Origin of the sequence: Sorangium sp. So ce145, from assembly GCF_051525985.1 — a bacterium.
Lineage (GTDB): Bacteria > Myxococcota_A > Polyangia > Polyangiales > Polyangiaceae > Sorangium > Sorangium cellulosum_B.
Genome location: NZ_CP150315.1, coordinates 6,071,316 through 6,088,762, shown reverse-complemented (window position 1 = coordinate 6,088,762; position 17,447 = coordinate 6,071,316). Strand labels below are relative to the sequence as shown.

The following is a 17,447-nucleotide window of genomic DNA, read 5'->3' as shown; positions in this document are numbered from 1 at the left end:
GAGGACCAGCCCATCAGGCGTCGAACAGCGGCCCGCACCACAACGCTGACCGCGCCCGACGCTCCGCCCGCGTCAGCCCCTGACGCGGCCTTCCCTCTCTGCCCGCCCAGGAGGTGTCCGCGCTCGCCCTGGGAGCGCGCCGCCTGTCCACCGGCCCACCGGCGCGAAGTTGGAAATTTCTGGTCTTGTAATCGCCCGCGGACGTCTGTATAGACCAGCCCCGGACGCGCGTGGACCGCGGCGCACCTCGGGTGCCTGAACCGACGCAGTCTGTGACTGCTTACTTTCTTACTGCGGCCAAAGAAAATAACAGTGCAAGTGCTTAAGCCATCATTCCTCATGACGCGTGATGACACCATGAGCACCACATGAGACGGAGTTGCTGCTGCGAGACATGACGCACCACGACATCTCCCTTGAAAACGCGCCTGAGTAAGCGGCGCGAGAACTTGACAGCGACCTCGAATCCCCGTTGACACTGCTGTGCGAAAACGGCTACAGTGCCGACGCCTGGATGCTGGTATGGCGCACTGCGTCGCGGTGTCGAATTCCGGCGAGCCGCTCTGCCGCGTGGTGGCTTCCAGGGAGATTGAGGAGTGGGAGAGGGACGGTGGGCGCTCGGGCGTATCCACGAGGGCCCCGCGAGGAGCATTCTCATGAGGAACTGGTTGTTGCCGCGTCGGACGTTCGTGTTGTCGACGTTGCTGCTTTCGGTCGGTGTCACAGCGGGGTGCGGGAAGACCGAACCGACCAAGGAGTCCGCGGGCGGCGCGAGCACCGCGCCGGGGCCGGGCAAACCCTCACCGGCCGCCGACACCTTCCTGACCGTCTCGATCGAGCAGCAAGCGTCATGGGTGCGGAACTTCAATCCTCTGCTCGCACCAGGCAACGTTCGCTGGCCAACCGTCGCTGGTATCTACGAGCCGCTCCTCGTTTACAACACGATGAAGGGCGAGTTCACCCCCTGGCTCGCGTCGAAGTACGAGTGGGGTAACGGGAACAAGACGCTCACCGTCACGACCCGGCCCGGGGTCAAGTGGTCCGATGGCCAACCGTTCACGGCGAAGGACGTGGCCTTCACCTTCGGGCTCCTGAAGAAGCACGTCGCCCTCGACCTGCAGGGCGTCTGGAAGTGGCTGACCTCGGTCGAGGCCAAGAGCGACTCCACGGTCGAGTTCACGCTCACGCGGCCGTACGTCCCCGGGCTCGTCTTCCTCGGCCACCAGCCGATCGTTCCGGAGCACAAGTGGAAGGACGTGGCGGATCCGGTCACGTACACGAACGAGAACCCGGTCGCGACGGGGCCCTTCACCGAGGTGAAGACCTTCCAGAACCAGATCTACGAGCTCGGCCGGAACCCGAACTACTGGCAGCAGGGCAAGCCGGCGATCAAGGGGCTCCGCTTCCCGGCGTACCCGGGCAACGACCAGGCGAACCTGGCGCTCTTGAACGGCGAGGTCGACTGGGCCGGCAACTTCGTCCCGGAGATCGAGAAGGTCTACGTCGGCAAGGACCCGGCGAATCACCACTACTGGTTCCCGCTCGTCGGCAGCACGGTGTTCGTCTACACGAACACGACGAAGAAGCCCCTCGACGACGCGCGGGTGCGCAAGGCGATCAGCATGTCGCTCGACCGCGAGCAGATCGTCAAGGTCGCCATGAACAACTACACGCGGCCGGCGGACGCGACGGCGCTGAGCGACGCGCACGAGCGCTGGCGCAGCCAGAAGACGGTCGAGGCGGGCGACTGGGTCAAGTTCAACGTGGCCAAGGCGAACCAGATCCTCGACGAGGCGGGTTATGCCAAGGGGGCCGACGGCATCCGCGTGAAGGACGGGAAGCCGCTGCGCTTCGATCTCAACGTCGTCACGGGCTGGTCCGACTGGGTGCGCGCGGCGCAGATCGTCACGCAGCAGGTGAAGCAGATCGGCGTCGAGGCCACGCTGAAGACGTACGACTTCAGCGCGTTCTTCGAGGCGCTCCAGAAGGGCACGTTCGACCTGTCGATGGGCTGGTCGAACGAGGAGCCGACCCCATACAACTTCTACCGGGACCTCCTCGGCACCGCGACCGCGAAGCCGGTCGGCGAGACGTCGGCGCGCAACTGGCACCGCTTCGGCGCCAAGCAGGCCGACGGCCTCTTCGAGGCGTTCGAGGCCGCGACCGAGCCGGCGGAGCAGAAGAAGCTCATCGAGCAGCTCCAGGAGATCTTCTCCGAGACGGCGCCCTCGATCCCGCTGTTCCCCGGGCCGTCCTGGGGCGAGTACAACACACGCCGCTTCACCGGGTTCCCCAGCAAGGAGAACCCGTACGCGAAGCTGTCGCCCAACAACCCGCCGGAGTACCTGCTGGTCCTCACCGAGCTCAAGCCGAAGTGAAGTTGGGCGTGACCTGATCCGGAGCGCAGGTTAAAAGAGAGAGCTTCTGTGCGTTACCTTCTGCGACAGCTGGGCTTGTACTTCATCGCGGCGTGGGCCTCGCTCACCCTGAACTTCCTCATTCCGCGCGCCATGCCGGGCGATCCAGCCTCGGCCATGTTCGTGCGCTTCCGGGGGCAGCTGCAGCCGGAGGCGATCGAGGCGCTGCGGAAGGCGTTCGGGTTCACGGATGAGCCGCTCTACAAGCAGTACTTCACCTACCTGAGCCACATCCTGGTCGGCGATCTCGGCACCTCGGTGGCGCACTTCCCGGCGAAGGTGACGGAGGTCATCGCGACGGGGCTCGGCTGGACGCTGCTCCTGTCGGGTGCCGCCGTGATCGTCAGCTTCGGCCTGGGGACGCTGCTCGGGATCATCGCGACGTGGAAGCGGGGCGGCTGGCTCGACTCGGTCATGCCGCCGGTCCTGATGTTCCTCGGCGCGTTCCCGTACTTCTGGCTCGCGATGGTGTCGCTCTACCTCCTCGGGTTCGTGCTCGGGGCCTTCCCGCTGCGCCACGCCTACAGCGACACGCTCTCGCCCGAGTGGAGCCTGGAGTTCATCGGGAGCGTGCTCTCGCACATGATCCTGCCCGCCCTGTCGATCGTCATCGCCACCATCGGCGGCTGGATGCTCGGCATGCGCAGCGCGATGGTCACCGTGCTGTCCGAGGAGTACATCACGATGGCCCAGGCCAAGGGGCTCTCGCAGTGGCGGGTCATGTTCACCTACGCCGCGAGGAACGCGCTCCTGCCCAACGTCACCGGCTTCGGCATGGCGCTCGGCTTCGTGCTCGCCGGCTCGCTGCTCACCGAGATCGTCTTCTCGTATCCGGGGCAAGGCTATCTGCTCATCCAGGCGGTTCGAAACCAGGATTACCCGCTCATGCAGGGGATCTTCCTCACCATCACGTTCGCCGTGCTGGGAGCGAACTTCCTGGTCGACGTGATCTACGTGTTTCTTGATCCCCGCGCCCGCGGGCGCTGACGGCTGGGTCCAGGAGAAGCGATGGCTGCGCAACAAGGCAACAGCGGGGGCGGCGGCTCCCGTGCGGCGGGGTGGCTCCGCCTGCTCCTCTCGAATCGCAAGGCGATGGTGGGCACGCTCATCGTGCTCTTCTTCCTGCTCCTCTCGCTGCTGGGCCCCTCGATGGTGGGGCAAGATCCGCACGCGTTCGTGGGCATGCCGCACGAGGCTCCCTCCGCCGAGCACCTGTTCGGCACGAACGGCCAGGGGCAGGACGTGCTCGCGCAGACGATCGTCGGCGCGCGGACCTCGCTGGCCGTCGGCTTCGCCACGGGCTTCGCGGTGATCGCGATCGGCGCGGCGATCGGCATGGCCGGGGGCTACTTCGGCGGCTGGATCGACAGCGTCCTTTCGCTGCTCACGAACGTGTTCCTGATCATCCCTGGCCTGCCGATGGCCGTGGTCATCGCGGCCTACCTGCCGGCCGGGCCGATGACGATCCTGTTCGTCCTCGTCCTCACGGGCTGGGCGTGGAACGCGCGTGTGCTCCGCTCGCAGGTGCTCGCGCTGCGCGACAAGGACTTCGTGTCCGCGGCCCTCGTGAGCGGCGAGAGCAGCGCGCGCATCATCTTCGTGGAGATCCTGCCGAACATGACGTCGCTCCTCATGTCCGGCTTCATCGGCGCGACGGTTTACGCGATCGGCGCCCAGGTCGGCCTCGAGTTCCTCGGGCTGGGCGACCTGAGCGCCGTCACCTGGGGCACGAACCTCTACTGGGCGAGCAACAACGCCGCGCTCCTCACGGGCGCCTGGTGGACCATTGTCCCCACCGGCGTGTGTGTCGCGCTGGTCGGGTTCGCGCTCACGCTCATCAATTACGCGATCGACGAGATCTCGAATCCGCGGCTCCGCTCGGAGGGAGCCTGGTCGCGTCTCCTCAGGAGCCGCAAGGTCACGGCGGGTTCGTCAACGCCGGTGGTGAGGACTCATGGCGCCTAGTCCGCTTCTCTCGGTTCAGGATCTCCGGGTCGAGTTCATCACCCCGACGGGTCCGGTGTGTGCGGTCGACAACGTCTCCTTCGACATCGCCCCGGGCGAGGTGCTCGGCCTCGCGGGCGAGTCGGGGAGCGGCAAGTCGACGGTGGCGATGGCCATCATGCGGCTGCTCCGCCCGCCGGCGGTCATCACGGGCGGGCACGTGTACTTCGCCGGGCAGGACGTCCTGGCGATGAACGAGGAGCAGCTCCGCGCCTTCCGCTGGCGGAAGATGGCGCTGGTGTTCCAGAGCGCGATGACCGCGCTCAACCCGGTGCTGACGATCGGCGAGCAGATCTCCGATCCGATCATCGCGCACGACGGCGTGACGCCCGCTCAGGCGATGGAGCGCGCGGCCGCGCTGCTCAAGCTCGTGAACATCGACTCGTCGCGCCTCAACAGCTACCCGCACCAGCTGTCGGGCGGCATGCGGCAGCGCGTGGTGATCGCGATCGCGATGGCGCTCAAGCCGCCGTTCCTCATCATGGATGAGCCCACGACGGCGCTCGACGTGGTCGTGCAGCGGGAGATCCTGCAGCAGATCGCCGAGCTCAAGGAGCGCCTCGGCTTCTCGATCCTCTTCATCACGCACGACCTCTCGCTCATCGCCGAGTTCTCCACGCGCATCGCCATCCTCTACGCCGGCAAGCTCGCGGAGACCGCCCGCGCCAAGGACCTCTTCAGCGATCCGAAGCACCCGTACACGCAGGGGCTCCTCGGGTCGTTCCCCTCGGTCCGTGGGCCGCGCCGCAAGCTGCAGGGCATCCCGGGCTCGCCGCCCGACATGCGCAACCCGCCCGCCGGCTGCCGCTTCCACCCCCGGTGTCCGCAGGCCTTCGCGACCTGCCAGAACGAGCTGCCCGTCCTTCGTGAAATCGCGCCCGAGCACCGCGGCGCTTGCCACCTCTACTGACGATGACGATGACGCAACCTTCTGTCTCGCCTGTCCTCGACGTGGTGCGCCTGGGGAAGTACTTCCCTGTCGGCGGCGGGCTGCGATCGCAGCAGCTCCGGGCGCTGCACGACGCATCGTTCTCGCTGGCAGAGCGTGAGGTCATCGCGCTTGTCGGCGAGTCGGGCAGCGGCAAGAGCACGATCGCACGGCTCCTCGCGCGGCTGATGCCGCCGAGCAGCGGGCAGATCCTGTTCAAGGGTCGCGACGTGCTGAAGGAGGAGCCGACCCGCGCCTCGCTCGCTTACCGCGGGCAGGTGCAGATGATCTTCCAGGATCCGTTCGGCTCGCTCAACCCGGTGCACACGATCGGCTACCACCTCGAGCGGCCGCTCCTGCTCCACAACAAGGCGCCCACCCCGGCGATCCTCAAGGAGAAGGTGCACGCGCTCCTCAAGACGGTCGATCTGAACCCGCCCGCGGAGGTCGCGCTCAAGTACCCGTACCAGCTGTCGGGCGGTCAGCGGCAGCGCGTGGCGATCGCCCGCGCCCTCGCGGTGGATCCCAGCGTGATCCTCGCGGACGAGCCGATCTCGATGCTCGACGTCTCGATCCGCATGGGCGTCCTGAACCTGATGGAGAAGCTCAAGGAGGAGCGCGGCATCTCCTACCTCTACATCACGCACGACATCGCGAGCGCGCGCTACGTCGCGGATCGCACGATGGTGATGTACGCAGGCCACATCGTGGAGGGCGCGCCGAGCGAGGAGCTGATGCAGCAGCCCGCGCACCCGTACACGAAGCTCCTGCTCTCGGCGGTTCCGGATCCGAACGGCTCGATCCGCGGCGATCTCCCCGCCCGCTCCGGGGCGCCGAAGCTCATCAACCCGCCGCCGGGCTGCCCCTTCGCGGACCGCTGCCCGAGCGTGATGAACACGTGCCGGGAGCAGATGCCGGGGGCCGTCGACGTCGGGTCGGGGCACTGGGTCCGCTGCCATCTCTACGCGCCCGGCTCCGTCATCGCGCCCTCCGCGCTCTACGATCGCACGGTGCCCGCCTCCGTCGAGGCCGGACCTCTCTAGAGCGGCGGTCACCCGCTTCGGAGACGGGCCCATCTCGACGTTTTCGGTGCTCAGCGCACAGGAGTGCGCTTCTGCGCCGAAAACGCCGATCTGGGCCCGTCTCCTGTGCGGGTGACCGCCGCTCTGCGACGCTCGTACCAGGCTCAGCTGAAAACCGCTCTAAGGAGAACCACAGATAGACATGCCGTCTCTGAGATTTCCCGACAATTTCGTCTGGGGGACCGCGACGTCCTCCTATCAGATCGAGGGGGCTACGAACGAGGACGGCCGCAGCGAGTCCATCTGGGATCGCTTCGCGAAGACGCCCGGTCAGATCGTCGACGGGACCAACGGCGACGTCGCGTGCGACCACTACCACCGGTGGCCTGAGGACATCGCGCTGATGAAGAGCCTGGGCATGATGGCCTACAGGTTCTCGATCGCGTGGCCGCGCATCCTCCCGAACGGCCGGGGCGCGGTGAACCAGAAGGGGCTCGACTTCTACAGCCGGCTCGTGGACGGCCTCCTCGCGGCCGGGATCGAGCCGTACGCGACGCTCTTCCACTGGGACCTGCCGCAGGTGCTCCAGGACCAGGTCGGGGGCTGGCAGCACCGCTCGACGGCGGACGCGTTCGTGGAGTTCACCGACGTCATCTCGCGGAAGCTCGGCGATCGCGTGAAGAAGTGGATCACGCACAACGAGCCGTGGTGCACGGCGTTCCTCAGCTACGAGAAGGGGATCCACGCGCCGGGCATGCGCGATTTCAAGAAGGCGCTGGCGGTGAGCCACCACCTCTTGCTCTCCCACGGCCTCGCCGTGCCCGTGGTGCGCCAGAACTGCCCGGGCGCCGAGGTGGGCATCACGCTGAACATGAACTACGCGATGCCCGCGTCCCCCAGCGCCGCCGACTACGACGCGTGCCGCCACTACGACGGGTATTTCAACCGCTGGTTCCTCGATCCGCTGTACGGCCGGCGTTACCCGGCGGACATGATCGAGGACTACATCGCGCTGGGCCACCTCCCGCCGGAGGGGCTGACCGTGTGCAAGCCGGGCGATCTCGACATCATCGCCACGCAGTGCGACTTCCTCGGCCTCAACTACTACTCGCGGGCGGTCCTGCGGAGCAGCAAGGTGCCCGAGGAGCAGAACCTGCCGAGGACGGTGCACGTCGCGCCCCTCTCCGAGCAGACGGAGATGCAGTGGGAGGTCTACCCGGAAGGGCTGCGGCGGCTGCTCCTCCGGCTGCACGTGGAGTACGGCGTGCCGAAGCTCTACGTGACGGAGAACGGCGCGGCTTACTCGACCGAGCCGGACAAGGACGGCCGCATCCCGGACACGCGGCGGCTTCAGTTCCTGCGCGATCACTTCGTCGCCGCGCGGCGCGCGATGGACGCGGGGGCGCCGCTCGCGGGGTACTTCGTGTGGTCGCTGATGGACAACTACGAGTGGGATCGCGGCTATTCGCAGCGGTTCGGCATCGTCTGGGTGGACTACGAGACGCAGCGGCGCATCCCGAAGGACAGCGCGCTCTGGTACAAGGGCGTCATCGCCGCCAACGCGGTCGACGACGGCTCCTCGCAGGCGACCTGACCGGCGGCGCGCCGCGGATCGCAGGGCGAACCGCGGCGCGTCTGGCCGAGACCGTCACGTCACGCGGAGCACCTCGTCCAGGGAGGTGAGCCCCTCCTTCACCTTGGCGAGCCCGGCCTCGCGGAGCGGCACGAGCCCTACCTTGCGCGCGGCGTCCCGGTACGCGCGCTTCCCCGCCCGCGCCTTCACGAGATCCCGCAGGTCGTCGTCGAGCTCGAGCATCTCGAACAGGCCCATGCGCCCCCGGTAGCCCGTCATGTGGCATGTCTGGCACCCGACGCTGCGCTTCAGCTCGGCGCCCTTCTCGATGAGGACCTTGTCCTCTTCGCCCGTCACGGCGGTCTCGAGCTCGTACGTCTCCGCGCACTCCTCGCAGAGCTTGCGCACGAGCCGCTGCGCGACCACGGCGAGCAGGGCGTTCGCCACGATCCACGACTCCGCGCCGAGGTCGACGAGGCGCGCGACCGTGTCCACCGCGTCGGAGGTGTGCAGCGTCGACAGCACGAGGTGCCCCGTGAGGCTCGCCTGCAGCGCGATCTGCGCCGTCTCGGGATCGCGCATCTCGCCCACCATGATCACGTCCGGGTCCTGCCGGAGGATCGCGCGCAGGCCCGTCGCGAACGTGAAGCCCTGCCTCGGGTTGGTCTGCCCCTGCGTGATGTCGGCGAACTCGACCTCGATCGGATCTTCCAGCGTGACGATGCTGAGCTCGCTCGTCTTCATGACCTTGATCAGCGAGTAGAGCGTCGAGGTCTTGCCGGATCCGGTCGGCCCGCACACGACGATCAGCCCCGAAGGCCGGTCGGCGAGCCGCTCGAGCCGCGGCAGGTCCCCCTCGGCGAGCCCGAGCTTGTCGAGCGGGATCAGCTGGTGGCTCAGCAGCACGCGCAGCACGAGCGTCTCGCCGTGGATCGCGGGGAACGTCGAGGCGCGCAGGTGGATGAGCGGGTGGCCGTGGAGCTCGAGGCTGAACTGGCCGTCCTGCGGCAGGCGCCGCTCGGTCATGTCCATCCGCGCGAGCACCTTCACGCGCGAGGTGAGCGACGGCGCGATCTCGATCGGGATCTGCCCTTGCGCCACCATCACGCCGTCGACGCGGTAGCGCACGCGGATGCCGTCGCGCTTCGGCTCGACGTGGATGTCGCTCGCGCCCATCGAGACAGCGCGGCGGACGAGGTGATCGAGCACCTTGACCGCGTCGAGCTCCTCGGACGCCGTGGGGGGGCGGCTCTGGCTCATCGCGCGCCTCCCTTGCCGACGACGTCGATCGTGCGGAGCGAGACCATCTTCAGCTCGTCCGAGGGGGGGAACGTGGCCCAGACGCTGACGCCGTAGAGCCCGGGCCGCCCGCGGTCGTCCAGCGGGACCTGGATGTCGAATCGATTGCCGGTCACCTGGAGAGGAATAGGCGTCTTGAAGCCCTTCGGGAAGAACGTCGCGTAGGGGGGCGGGATCGGGTATCCGCCCATCTTGAGCAGCTTCTCCGGCTTGATCGGCCTCCCCGGCTCGACCCGCGAGAGCCCGACGCCCGCGATCTTCGCCGGCGCGGCGATCTCGCCGCTCACCCGGATCCGCTCGCCGATCTTCGCCCGCCTGGGCAGCGGCTGGTACGTCCCGTAGTCGTCGACGAACTCCTGCGCCACGCAGGCGATGTCGAACCCCTTCGCCTTGGCCAGCCCGACCCCGAGCGACGTGTGCGACGCTGTGAGCACGTTGCGCCGGTGCCCGTCGGCCGGGGGCCTCTCGTTCATGAAGGCCTGGTGCACGCGCTCGAGGCTCTCCGCGGAGAAGCGCGGATCCGGATCGAGCTCGCGGGGGATCGCGTCGGCGAAGCAACCGGCGTTCTCCATCGGGAACCCGTCGCCGCCCGCGGCCGTGTAGCGCTCCTCCGGGACCGAGCCGTCGCTGCCCCAGTGGCCGGTGAAGCCGATCCGGACCATGTCCTCGGCGTGCCGCCGCCCCGCGCGCGCCGCGGTCTCGTCCCACCGGACGGGCGGCAGCTTGTGCGCCGCGCGATCGCGGTTGACGAGGCCGAGCACGTACCGCGCCGCCTCCGCGCGGGTCATCGGCTGGCCCGGCGCGGGCGGGGCCTGGGCGCCGTGGGCCTCGCGGCCGGCCTCCACGCCGGCGGCCTTGCCCTCCGAGGGGCGCGCGCTCTCCTCCGCCGCCTCGCCTCTGGCCTTGCCCCCGGACGGCTCCTCCGCCGGCTCGTTCGCGCCGCTCGCGCCGCACGCGAGCGCGTGGGCGCCCGCGGCGACGAGCCCGAGCCAGCGCGCCCCGGACCGGCGCTCCCGCTGACCATCCATCGCTCCTGTCCTGCTTCTCCTCGTGGCTCCGATGATCGCGCGCATCGTTGCGACCGTAGCGCTTCGATGTCGCGCGCGCACCCGGGAGCGCCGACGCCTTCGGGCGCACGGCGGCGTGTACGGCGGCGAGGTCGAGGTGGTAATCGATGCGCTACGTGAGCACGTCGTCATCGTCGCAGGGCGCGGTCGCCGCGCACCCGCCCGGGGCCTCCGCGATCGTCCTCGCCGCGGAGCGCGAGGGGCGCGCGGCGCACCCGACCGCGGGCGTCCTGTGGATGCTCCTGGCCCAATCGCTCTTCGCCGCGATGAACGTCCTCGCGCGGCTCTCTTCGGAGCACGCCCCGTGGCCCGAGGTGGCGGCGTCGCGCACGCTGGTGGGCGCGGCCACCGCGCTCGGCGTCGCTCTCGTCCGCCGTGCGCCGCTCTCCGTGGGCAGGGGCGACCGGCGGCTCGCGTGGGCGCGCTCGCTCTGCGGCACCGGGGCGATGCTCTGCGGCTTCTACACGCTCGGCACGCCGCAGATCGCGCTCGGCGACGCGGTCACGCTCGGCGCGACGAGCCCGATCTTCGTCGCGCTCCTCGCGCCCCGGCTGCTCGGCGAGCGGACGAGCCCGCGCCTCTGGCTCGCGACCCTGCTCGCCTTCGCCGGCGTCGGGCTGGTCGCCGCGCCGAGGCTTGCGATCGCGGGCGAGATCGCGCTCATCGCCACGCTCGGCGCCGTCTTCTCCGCGTTCGCCATGATCTGGCTGCGCAGGATCGGCGCAGGCGGGGAGCGCGCGAGCCCCGAGGCGATCGCGCTGCATTTCTCGCTCGTGGCGAGCGCCGCGATGGTCGCGCTCTCGAGCCCGGTCTGGCGGACGCCCGACGCCCTCGGCGCCCTCCTCCTGATCGGGACGGGGCTCGCCGGCGGGCTCGCGCAGCTCGCGATGACGCGCGCCTACGCGCTCGACAGCGCGGCGCGCGTCGGCGCGATCGGTTACGTCGGGGTCGTCCTGTCGCACGTGCTCGCCGCCGCCTGGCTGGGCGAGAGCCCGTCGGCGGACCAGCTGCTCGGGGCGGCGCTCGTGACGGCGGCCGGCCTCTGGCTCGCTTCCCAGGCGCTGCGCGACGCGCGGGGGCCAGGGCGTCGAGCGGCGCGTTGACCGGCCTCCACCCCGCGTGGGATAGCGGATCTCCGCTCAAGGAGGATCTGCATGAAAGCGTTCGCTCTCCAGGGTTCGTTCGGTCTCGACGCGCTCCGCCCGATCGATCTTCCGGATCCTGAGCCGGGGCCTGGGCAGATCGTCCTCCAGATGAGGGCGGCGTCGCTCAACTTCCGCGACCTGCTCGTCGCGAAGGGGCTCTACAACCCGAAGTTCGCGCTGCCGCTCGTCCCGCTCTCCGACGGGGTCGGGGAGGTCGTCGCCGTGGGGGACGGGGTGACGCGGGTGAAGGTCGGCGATCGCGTGAGCCCGATCTTCCACCAGCGATGGATCGACGGGGAGCTCTCCGCGGACAAGGCGCGGGGCGCGCTCGGCGGGGAGCTGCCGGGCGTGGCCGCGGAGCGGGTGCTGCTCGATGCGGAGGGGGTCGTCGCGGTCCCGCAGCACCTCACGGACGAGGAGGCCGCGTCGCTGCCGTGCGCCGCGGTGACCGCGTGGAACGCGCTCTTCGTGGCGGGCCACATCAAGGCGGGCGACACGGTCCTCGTGCAGGGCACGGGCGGCGTCTCGATCTTCGCGCTGCAGTTCGCCCGGCTCGCGGGCGCCCGCGTCATCGTCACCTCGAGCAGCGACGAGAAGCTCGAGCGCGCCAGGTCGCTCGGGGCGTCCGAGACCATCAACTACCGCGCGAACCCCGACTGGGACGCGCCCGCGCGCTCGTTCACCGGCGGCGCGGGGGTGGATCACGTGATCGAGGTGGGCGGCGCGGGCACGCTCGCCCGTTCGCTCCGCGCGGTCCGGTTCGGCGGCCGCGTGAGCCTCATCGGCGTGCTCACGGGCGGCGCGCTGGGGGACGTCGGCCTGTTCCCCATCCTGATGAAGCAGATCACCGCGCAGGGCATCTTCGTCGGGTCGCGGGCGATGTTCGAGGACATGAACCGCGCGATCGCGGCGAGCGGGCTCCGGCCGGTCGTCGACCGCGTGGTCCCCTTCGCCGAGGTGCGCCAGGCGATCGAGTCCATGGCGAGCGGTTCACACTTCGGGAAGATCGCGATCCGGTTCTGAGGGAGCCGGCCGCGGCGCGTCGCGTCCCTCCGGCATCCCTCGGAAGTGGCCTCGTCGGCCCAAGTCGTTTACGAGTCGTCTACGAACGGATTCCGCGGCCGGCCACTCGCCTGCGCCGCGCGAGAGGTGGTGGACGATGCGGCTCGATCTGGAGCTCGAGGTCCTGTGTGGTCAGCTCATCGTGGGCGGCTTCGACGGCGCGGAGCCGCCGGCCCGGTACCTGAAGGCCCTCGCCGAGGGGCGGCGGGGCGGCGCGATCCTGTTCCGGCGCAACGTCCCTGACGTGGCCGCCACGGCGCGGCTCTGCCAGGCGCTCGCCGAGGCGGGCGGGCCAGATCGGCCTCCCTTCATCGGCATCGATCAGGAGGGGGGCCGCGTCACCCGCTTGCCCGCGCCTTTCCTGACGCTGCCGTCGATGCGCTCGCTCGGCGAGCTCGCGGACCTCCCGCTGCTGCGCCGCGCGGCGCGCGCCGTCGCGTCCGAGCTCCGGGCCGTCGGCATCAACCTGAACTTCGCCCCGGTGCTCGACGTCGACTCGAACCCGGCGAACCCGATCATCGGCGATCGCGCGTTCGGCCGCGACCCTGGCGCGGTCGCGCGGGGCGCCGTCGCGTTCCTGGAGGGGCTCCAGGAGGAGGGCGTGCTCGCCTGCGGCAAGCACTTCCCGGGGCACGGCGACACGGCGCTCGACAGCCACCTCGCGCTCCCGACCCTCTCGCACGCGCGCGGCCGCCTCGACGAGATCGAGCTGCCGCCGTTCCGCGCCGCCTGCGGCGCCGGGGTCGCGTCGCTCATGACGGCGCACATCGTCGTCGAGGCGCTCGATCCGGGCGTCCCGGCGACGCTGTCGCGCGCCATCTGCACCGACCTCCTGCGCGGCGAGATCGGCTTCGAGGGGGTGCTCTTCTCGGACGATCTCGAGATGGCCGCGATCGCCGCGCACAACGCGGTCGAGGAGGCCGCCGCCGCGGCGGTCTGGGCGGGCTGCGACGCGCTGCTCGTCTGCCACAGCGAGGACCTGCAGGATCGCGTGCACGAGGCGCTCGTGCGCAAGGCCGAGCGCGAGCCCCGCTTCCGCGAGCGCTGCGCCGAGGCGGCCGCGCGGTGCCTGGGCCTGCGCCGGCGGTGCCCGCCGCGGCCGGTCTCGTCGCCCGCGGCGTTCGCCGAGATCGCCGGCGGGCCCGCGTCCCGGGCGGTGATCGAGGACATCGAGCGGGCGCGCGCCGCGCGCGCCGCGGGGGCGGCGACGTGACGGCGCCGCCGGGCGCCGCGCGAGCGGAGGCCGCGCAGCACCCCGAGCGCCCGTTCGCCATCACCGCGCGCCGGCTGGTCACCTGCGACCCGTCCCGCGCCTCGGCCGGCGATCCCCTCGGCGTCATCGAGGACGCCGCGATCGTGGTGCGAGGCGGCGCGATCGACGCGGTCGGCCCGCGGCGCGAGGTCCTGCGGCCCGGGGCCGGCGTGCCGCTCGCGATCGATGCCGCGGGGGTCGTCACGCCCGGGCTCGTCGATTGCCACACGCACGCGCCCTGGATCGGCTCGCGGGACGCCGAGTACGCGATCCGCATGGCCGGCGGCGACTACGAGGCGATCGCCGCGGCCGGCGGCGGCATCGTCGCGAGCATGCGCGCGGCGCGCGCCGCGACCGCCGGCGACCTCGCGGACACGCTCCGCGCCCGCCTCCGCCGGATGGCCGCGCTCGGCGTGACCGCCGTCGAGGCCAAGAGCGGCTACGGCCTCGACGAGGCGACGGAGCGCAAGCAGCTCGAGGCGGTCGCCGAGGCGGGGAGGGACGCGCGCTTGCCCCGCGTCGTTCCGACGTACCTCGCGCTGCACGCGCTGCCGCCCGAGGCCGGCGGCGATCGCGCGGCCTATGCCGCCACGGTGGAGCGCTCCTGGCTGCCCGCGATCGCCGCGGCCGGCCTCGCGCGCTACGTCGACGCGTACATCGACCGGAGCGCGTTCTCGGTGGACGAGGCGCGCCCGGTGCTCGAGCGGGCGCGCGCGCTGGGGCTCGGCGTGCGCGTGCACGTCGGGCAGTTCGCGGACGTGGGCGGCGCCGAGCTCGCGGCCGCGCTCGGCGCCGCGTCGGCCGATCACCTCGAGCACGTCGCGCCGGAGGGCATCGCGGCGCTCGCCCGGGCGGGCGTCGCCGCCGCGCTGCTGCCCGTGGCGAGCTTCACGCTGCGGCAGGAGCCGCCGCCCGTCGCCGCGCTCCGGGCCGCAGGCGTCCCGCTGATCGTGGGCAGCGACGCGAACCCCGGCACGGCGCCGACCGAGAGCCTTCCGCTCGCGCTCGCGCTCGCGGTGCGGCTCTACGGGCTCACGGTCGTCGAGGCGATCCTGGGCGCGACGCGCGAGGCGGCGGCCGCGCTCGGCCTACGCGGCGTGTGCGGCGCCGTCCGTCCGGGGCTGCGCGCGGATCTCGCCGTGTGGGACCTGCCGCACGAGAACGCGATCGTGCAGCCCTGGGGCGCGCCGCGCGCGCGGGCCGTGCTGCGCGACGGCGAGGTCATCGCGGCGGCGGGCTGAGGCAGACCGCAAGTCAAGCCTGGACGCGCGTGCACCCTGCGCGTATGCCGCGCCCATGACTGAGACGCAGAGCCCTGTCGCTGTCCCGAGCCGCGCGGACAGCTCGTTCGATCCGGTCCCGCTCCTGGCCGAGGAGCTGAGCCTCCCGCGCCAGGGGGTCTCGGCGGTGGCCAAGCTGCTCGCCGAGGGGGCGACGGTGCCGTTCATCGCCCGTTACCGCAAGGAAGCGACCGGCGGGCTCGACGAGGTGCAGATCCGCGCCATCGAGGAGCGCCGCGCCTATCTCATCGAGCTCGAGGAGCGCCGCGCCACGGTGCTCACGGAGATCCAGAAGCAGGGCAAGCTCACCGACGCGCTCGCCTCGAAGATCCGCGCCTGCAGCACCAAGGCCGAGCTCGAGGACCTCTATCTCCCCTTCAAGCCGAAGCGCCGCACGCGCGCCATCATCGCGAAGGAGCGGGGCCTCGAGCCGCTCGCGGATCGCATGTGGTCGCAGCCGGGCGACGGCAGCCCCGAGGAGGAGGCCCGCGCGTTCGTCAGCGCCGAGAAGGAGGTCCCCGACGCGGCGGCCGCCCTCGCCGGCGCGCGCGACATCTGCGCCGAGCGCATCGCCGAGCACGCCGACGTGCGCAAGCTCGTCCGCGAGGCCTACGCGAAGGAAGGCGTCATCAAGGTCCAGAAGAACGAGGAGCACGCGGCCAAGCAGACGAAGTTCGACATGTACGGGAGCTTCGAGGAGCCCGTCGCGAACATCCCGTCGCACCGCTATCTCGCGATCCGCCGCGGCGAGGCCGAGGGCGTGCTGCGCGCCTCGATCGAGCTCGCGCCCGAGCCGCTCGTCCCGCCGATCCATGCGGCGGTGGGGCTGAAGCCGAAATCGCCGTGGGCCGGCGAGCTCACGAAGGCCGCCGACGACGCCGTGAAGCGGCTCCTGCTCCCCGCGGTCCAGAGCGACGTGCGCGTCGACCTCAAGATGCAGGCCGATCGCGCCGCGGTCGATGTCTTCGCCCAGAACCTCCGCGAGCTCCTCCTCGCGGCGCCCTTCGGCACGCAGGCGGTGCTCGGCATCGACCCCGGCCAGCGCACCGGCTGCAAGTGCGCCGTCGTCGACGAGACGGGCAAGCTCCTCGAGCACACGACGATCTACCTGGTCGGGAGCAGCGACTCGCTCGAGCGCGCGCGCCAGGACCTGCGCCGCATCTGCCGCAAGTACCCGCTCCGCGCCGTCGCCGTGGGCAACGGCACGCACGGCCGCGAGACCGAGGCGTTCGTGAAGGACGTGCTCGCGTCCGAGGGCCTCAAGGAGCTGTTCTGCGTCCCGGTGAGCGAGGCGGGCGCGAGCGTCTACTCGGCGAGCGAGGTCGCGCGCGAGGAGTTCCCCGACCTCGACCTCACGGTGCGCGGCGCGATCAGCATCGCCCGCAGGCTGCAGGACCCGCTCGCGGAGCTCGTGAAGGTCGACCCGAAGAGCATCGGCGTCGGCCAGTACCAGCACGACGTCTACCAGGGCCTGCTCGCGCGGAAGCTCGACGAAGTCGTCGAGAGCTGCGTCAACCTGGTCGGCGTCGAGCTCAACACGGCGAGCGCCCCGCTGCTCGCCCGCGTCGCCGGCATCGGCCCGAGCCTCGCGAAGAAGATCGTCGCCCACCGCGACCTGAACGGCGCGTTCAAGAGCCGCAAGGCGCTGCTCGACGTGCCCGGCGTCGGCCCGCGGACGTTCGAGCAGGCCGCGGGCTTCGTGCGGGTCCGGGGCGGGGAGCACCCGCTCGACGCGAGCGCCGTGCACCCGGAGCGCTACGGCCTCGTCGAGCGCATCGCGGCGGATCTCGGCGTGCCGGTCGGGTCGCTCATCGGCGACACGGCGGCGATCGCGCGGATCGATCCGAAGAAATACGAGGCCGGCGACGTCGGCTCGTTCACGCTGAACGACATCCTGAGCGAGCTGAAGAAGCCGGGCCGCGACCCGCGCGCCACGTTCGAGCCGCCGAAGTTCCGCGACGACGTGCGGACCATGGAGGATCTCAAGCCGGGCATGGAGCTCGAGGGCGTGGTGACCAACGTCACGGCGTTCGGCGCCTTCGTCGACATCGGCGTCCACCAGGACGGCCTCGTGCACGTCTCGCAGCTGGCGGACAGGTTCGTGAAGGACCCGAACGAGGTCGCGAAGGTGGGCGAGAAGATCAAGGTGCGTGTGCTCGAGATCGACCTCGTGCGCAAGCGCATCTCGCTCACCGCGAAGAAGGGCGGCGCTCCCGCCGGCGCGCGTCCCCAGGCGGGCGGCCCCTCTGCAGGCGGCGACGCGCGCGGCCGCAACGATCGCGGCGACGGCCGCCGGCCGGCCCAGGGGCAGCAAGGGAAGGGGCAGGGGAGCTCGTCGGGCGGCTTCCGCAACAACCCGTTCGCCGATCTGCTCCGGAAGTGATCGGCGCGCGCCCGC

Annotated in this window: 13 protein-coding genes; 11 read left to right on the top strand and 2 right to left on the bottom strand. The window is 70.9% G+C overall.

Annotated features, from left to right (window positions below):
* Nucleotides 1–656 precede the first annotated feature (656 nt).
* The 6 genes from WMF34_RS22250 to WMF34_RS22225 all read left to right on the top strand — a co-directional run bounded on the left by WMF34_RS22250 (nucleotide 657) and on the right by WMF34_RS22225 (nucleotide 7,965).
* Entirely contained in the window at nucleotides 657–2,378 is a 1,722-nt protein-coding gene (locus tag WMF34_RS22250) for an ABC transporter substrate-binding protein (protein WP_012236934.1), read from the top strand.
* A gap of 48 nt (nucleotides 2,379–2,426) precedes the next feature.
* Nucleotides 2,427–3,404, top strand: a complete 978-nt coding sequence (locus WMF34_RS22245) for an ABC transporter permease (RefSeq protein WP_012236933.1) — start codon at nucleotides 2,427–2,429, stop codon at nucleotides 3,402–3,404.
* Between the two features lie 21 nt (nucleotides 3,405–3,425).
* Nucleotides 3,426–4,382 (top strand): ABC transporter permease, encoded by a 957-nt coding sequence (locus WMF34_RS22240; RefSeq protein WP_012236932.1) that lies wholly within the window; start codon nucleotides 3,426–3,428, stop codon nucleotides 4,380–4,382.
* Entirely contained in the window at nucleotides 4,372–5,331 is a 960-nt protein-coding gene (locus tag WMF34_RS22235) for an ABC transporter ATP-binding protein (RefSeq protein WP_012236931.1), read from the top strand. The genes WMF34_RS22240 and WMF34_RS22235 overlap by 11 nt, the downstream gene beginning before the upstream one ends.
* A gap of 2 nt (nucleotides 5,332–5,333) precedes the next feature.
* Nucleotides 5,334–6,392: an ABC transporter ATP-binding protein gene (locus WMF34_RS22230; RefSeq protein ID WP_012236930.1), complete on the top strand. Its 1,059-nt coding sequence runs from the start codon at nucleotides 5,334–5,336 to the stop codon at nucleotides 6,390–6,392.
* 181 nt (nucleotides 6,393–6,573) lie between these two features.
* Nucleotides 6,574–7,965, top strand: coding sequence for a GH1 family beta-glucosidase (locus tag WMF34_RS22225; protein ID WP_012236929.1), 1,392 nt, complete (start codon nucleotides 6,574–6,576; stop codon nucleotides 7,963–7,965).
* Nucleotides 7,966–8,019: 54 nt separating this feature from the next.
* Here the strand turns inward: WMF34_RS22225 and WMF34_RS22220 are convergent, their stop codons facing one another.
* Together WMF34_RS22220 and WMF34_RS22215 are read right to left on the bottom strand one after the other, a co-directional pair.
* Nucleotides 8,020–9,204 carry a GspE/PulE family protein gene (locus WMF34_RS22220; RefSeq protein ID WP_012236928.1) on the bottom strand — a complete coding sequence of 395 codons (1,185 nt, stop codon included), beginning with the start codon at nucleotides 9,202–9,204 and terminating at the stop codon, nucleotides 8,020–8,022.
* The gene (locus WMF34_RS22215; RefSeq protein ID WP_437994479.1) at nucleotides 9,201–10,271 is read right to left on the bottom strand and encodes a CAP domain-containing protein; all 1,071 of its coding nucleotides are present in this window, start codon (nucleotides 10,269–10,271) and stop codon (nucleotides 9,201–9,203) included. The genes WMF34_RS22220 and WMF34_RS22215 overlap by 4 nt, the downstream gene beginning before the upstream one ends.
* A gap of 146 nt (nucleotides 10,272–10,417) precedes the next feature.
* On the opposite strand from WMF34_RS22215, the gene WMF34_RS22210 reads away from it, so the two are divergent.
* From WMF34_RS22210 to WMF34_RS22190, 5 genes are all read left to right on the top strand, one after another.
* Nucleotides 10,418–11,413 carry a DMT family transporter gene (locus WMF34_RS22210; protein WP_437994478.1) on the top strand — a complete coding sequence of 332 codons (996 nt, stop codon included), beginning with the start codon at nucleotides 10,418–10,420 and terminating at the stop codon, nucleotides 11,411–11,413.
* Between the two features lie 51 nt (nucleotides 11,414–11,464).
* A complete protein-coding gene (locus WMF34_RS22205; protein WP_012236925.1) occupies nucleotides 11,465–12,478 on the top strand; it encodes a zinc-dependent alcohol dehydrogenase family protein in 1,014 nt (337 codons plus the stop codon).
* Between the two features lie 136 nt (nucleotides 12,479–12,614).
* Entirely contained in the window at nucleotides 12,615–13,730 is a 1,116-nt protein-coding gene (gene nagZ / locus WMF34_RS22200; RefSeq protein WP_012236924.1) for a beta-N-acetylhexosaminidase, read from the top strand.
* Complete coding sequence (gene hutI, locus WMF34_RS22195) at nucleotides 13,727–15,010, top strand: imidazolonepropionase (protein ID WP_437994477.1); 1,284 nt, start codon at nucleotides 13,727–13,729, stop codon at nucleotides 15,008–15,010. The genes nagZ and hutI overlap by 4 nt, the downstream gene beginning before the upstream one ends.
* Before the next feature lie 55 nt (nucleotides 15,011–15,065).
* A complete protein-coding gene (locus WMF34_RS22190; RefSeq protein WP_012236922.1) occupies nucleotides 15,066–17,432 on the top strand; it encodes a Tex family protein in 2,367 nt (788 codons plus the stop codon).
* Nucleotides 17,433–17,447 lie beyond the last annotated feature (15 nt).

Bases quoted from the DNA above. Each gene is read 5' to 3' on its own strand.
- WMF34_RS22250 (WP_012236934.1), top strand. From the start codon at position 657: ATGAGGAACTGGTTGTTGCCGCGTCGGACGTTCGTGTTGTCGACGTTG.
- WMF34_RS22240 (WP_012236932.1), top strand. From the start codon at position 3,426: ATGGCTGCGCAACAAGGCAACAGCGGGGGCGGCGGCTCCCGTGCGGCG.
- WMF34_RS22235 (WP_012236931.1), top strand. From the start codon at position 4,372: ATGGCGCCTAGTCCGCTTCTCTCGGTTCAGGATCTCCGGGTCGAGTTC.
- WMF34_RS22230 (WP_012236930.1), top strand. From the start codon at position 5,334: ATGACGATGACGCAACCTTCTGTCTCGCCTGTCCTCGACGTGGTGCGC.
- WMF34_RS22225 (WP_012236929.1), top strand. From the start codon at position 6,574: ATGCCGTCTCTGAGATTTCCCGACAATTTCGTCTGGGGGACCGCGACG.
- WMF34_RS22220 (WP_012236928.1), bottom strand. From the start codon at position 9,204: ATGAGCCAGAGCCGCCCCCCCACGGCGTCCGAGGAGCTCGACGCGGTC.
- WMF34_RS22215 (WP_437994479.1), bottom strand. From the start codon at position 10,271: ATGGATGGTCAGCGGGAGCGCCGGTCCGGGGCGCGCTGGCTCGGGCTC.
- WMF34_RS22210 (WP_437994478.1), top strand. From the start codon at position 10,418: ATGCGCTACGTGAGCACGTCGTCATCGTCGCAGGGCGCGGTCGCCGCG.
- WMF34_RS22205 (WP_012236925.1), top strand. From the start codon at position 11,465: ATGAAAGCGTTCGCTCTCCAGGGTTCGTTCGGTCTCGACGCGCTCCGC.
- nagZ (WP_012236924.1), top strand. From the start codon at position 12,615: ATGCGGCTCGATCTGGAGCTCGAGGTCCTGTGTGGTCAGCTCATCGTG.
- WMF34_RS22190 (WP_012236922.1), top strand. From the start codon at position 15,066: ATGACTGAGACGCAGAGCCCTGTCGCTGTCCCGAGCCGCGCGGACAGC.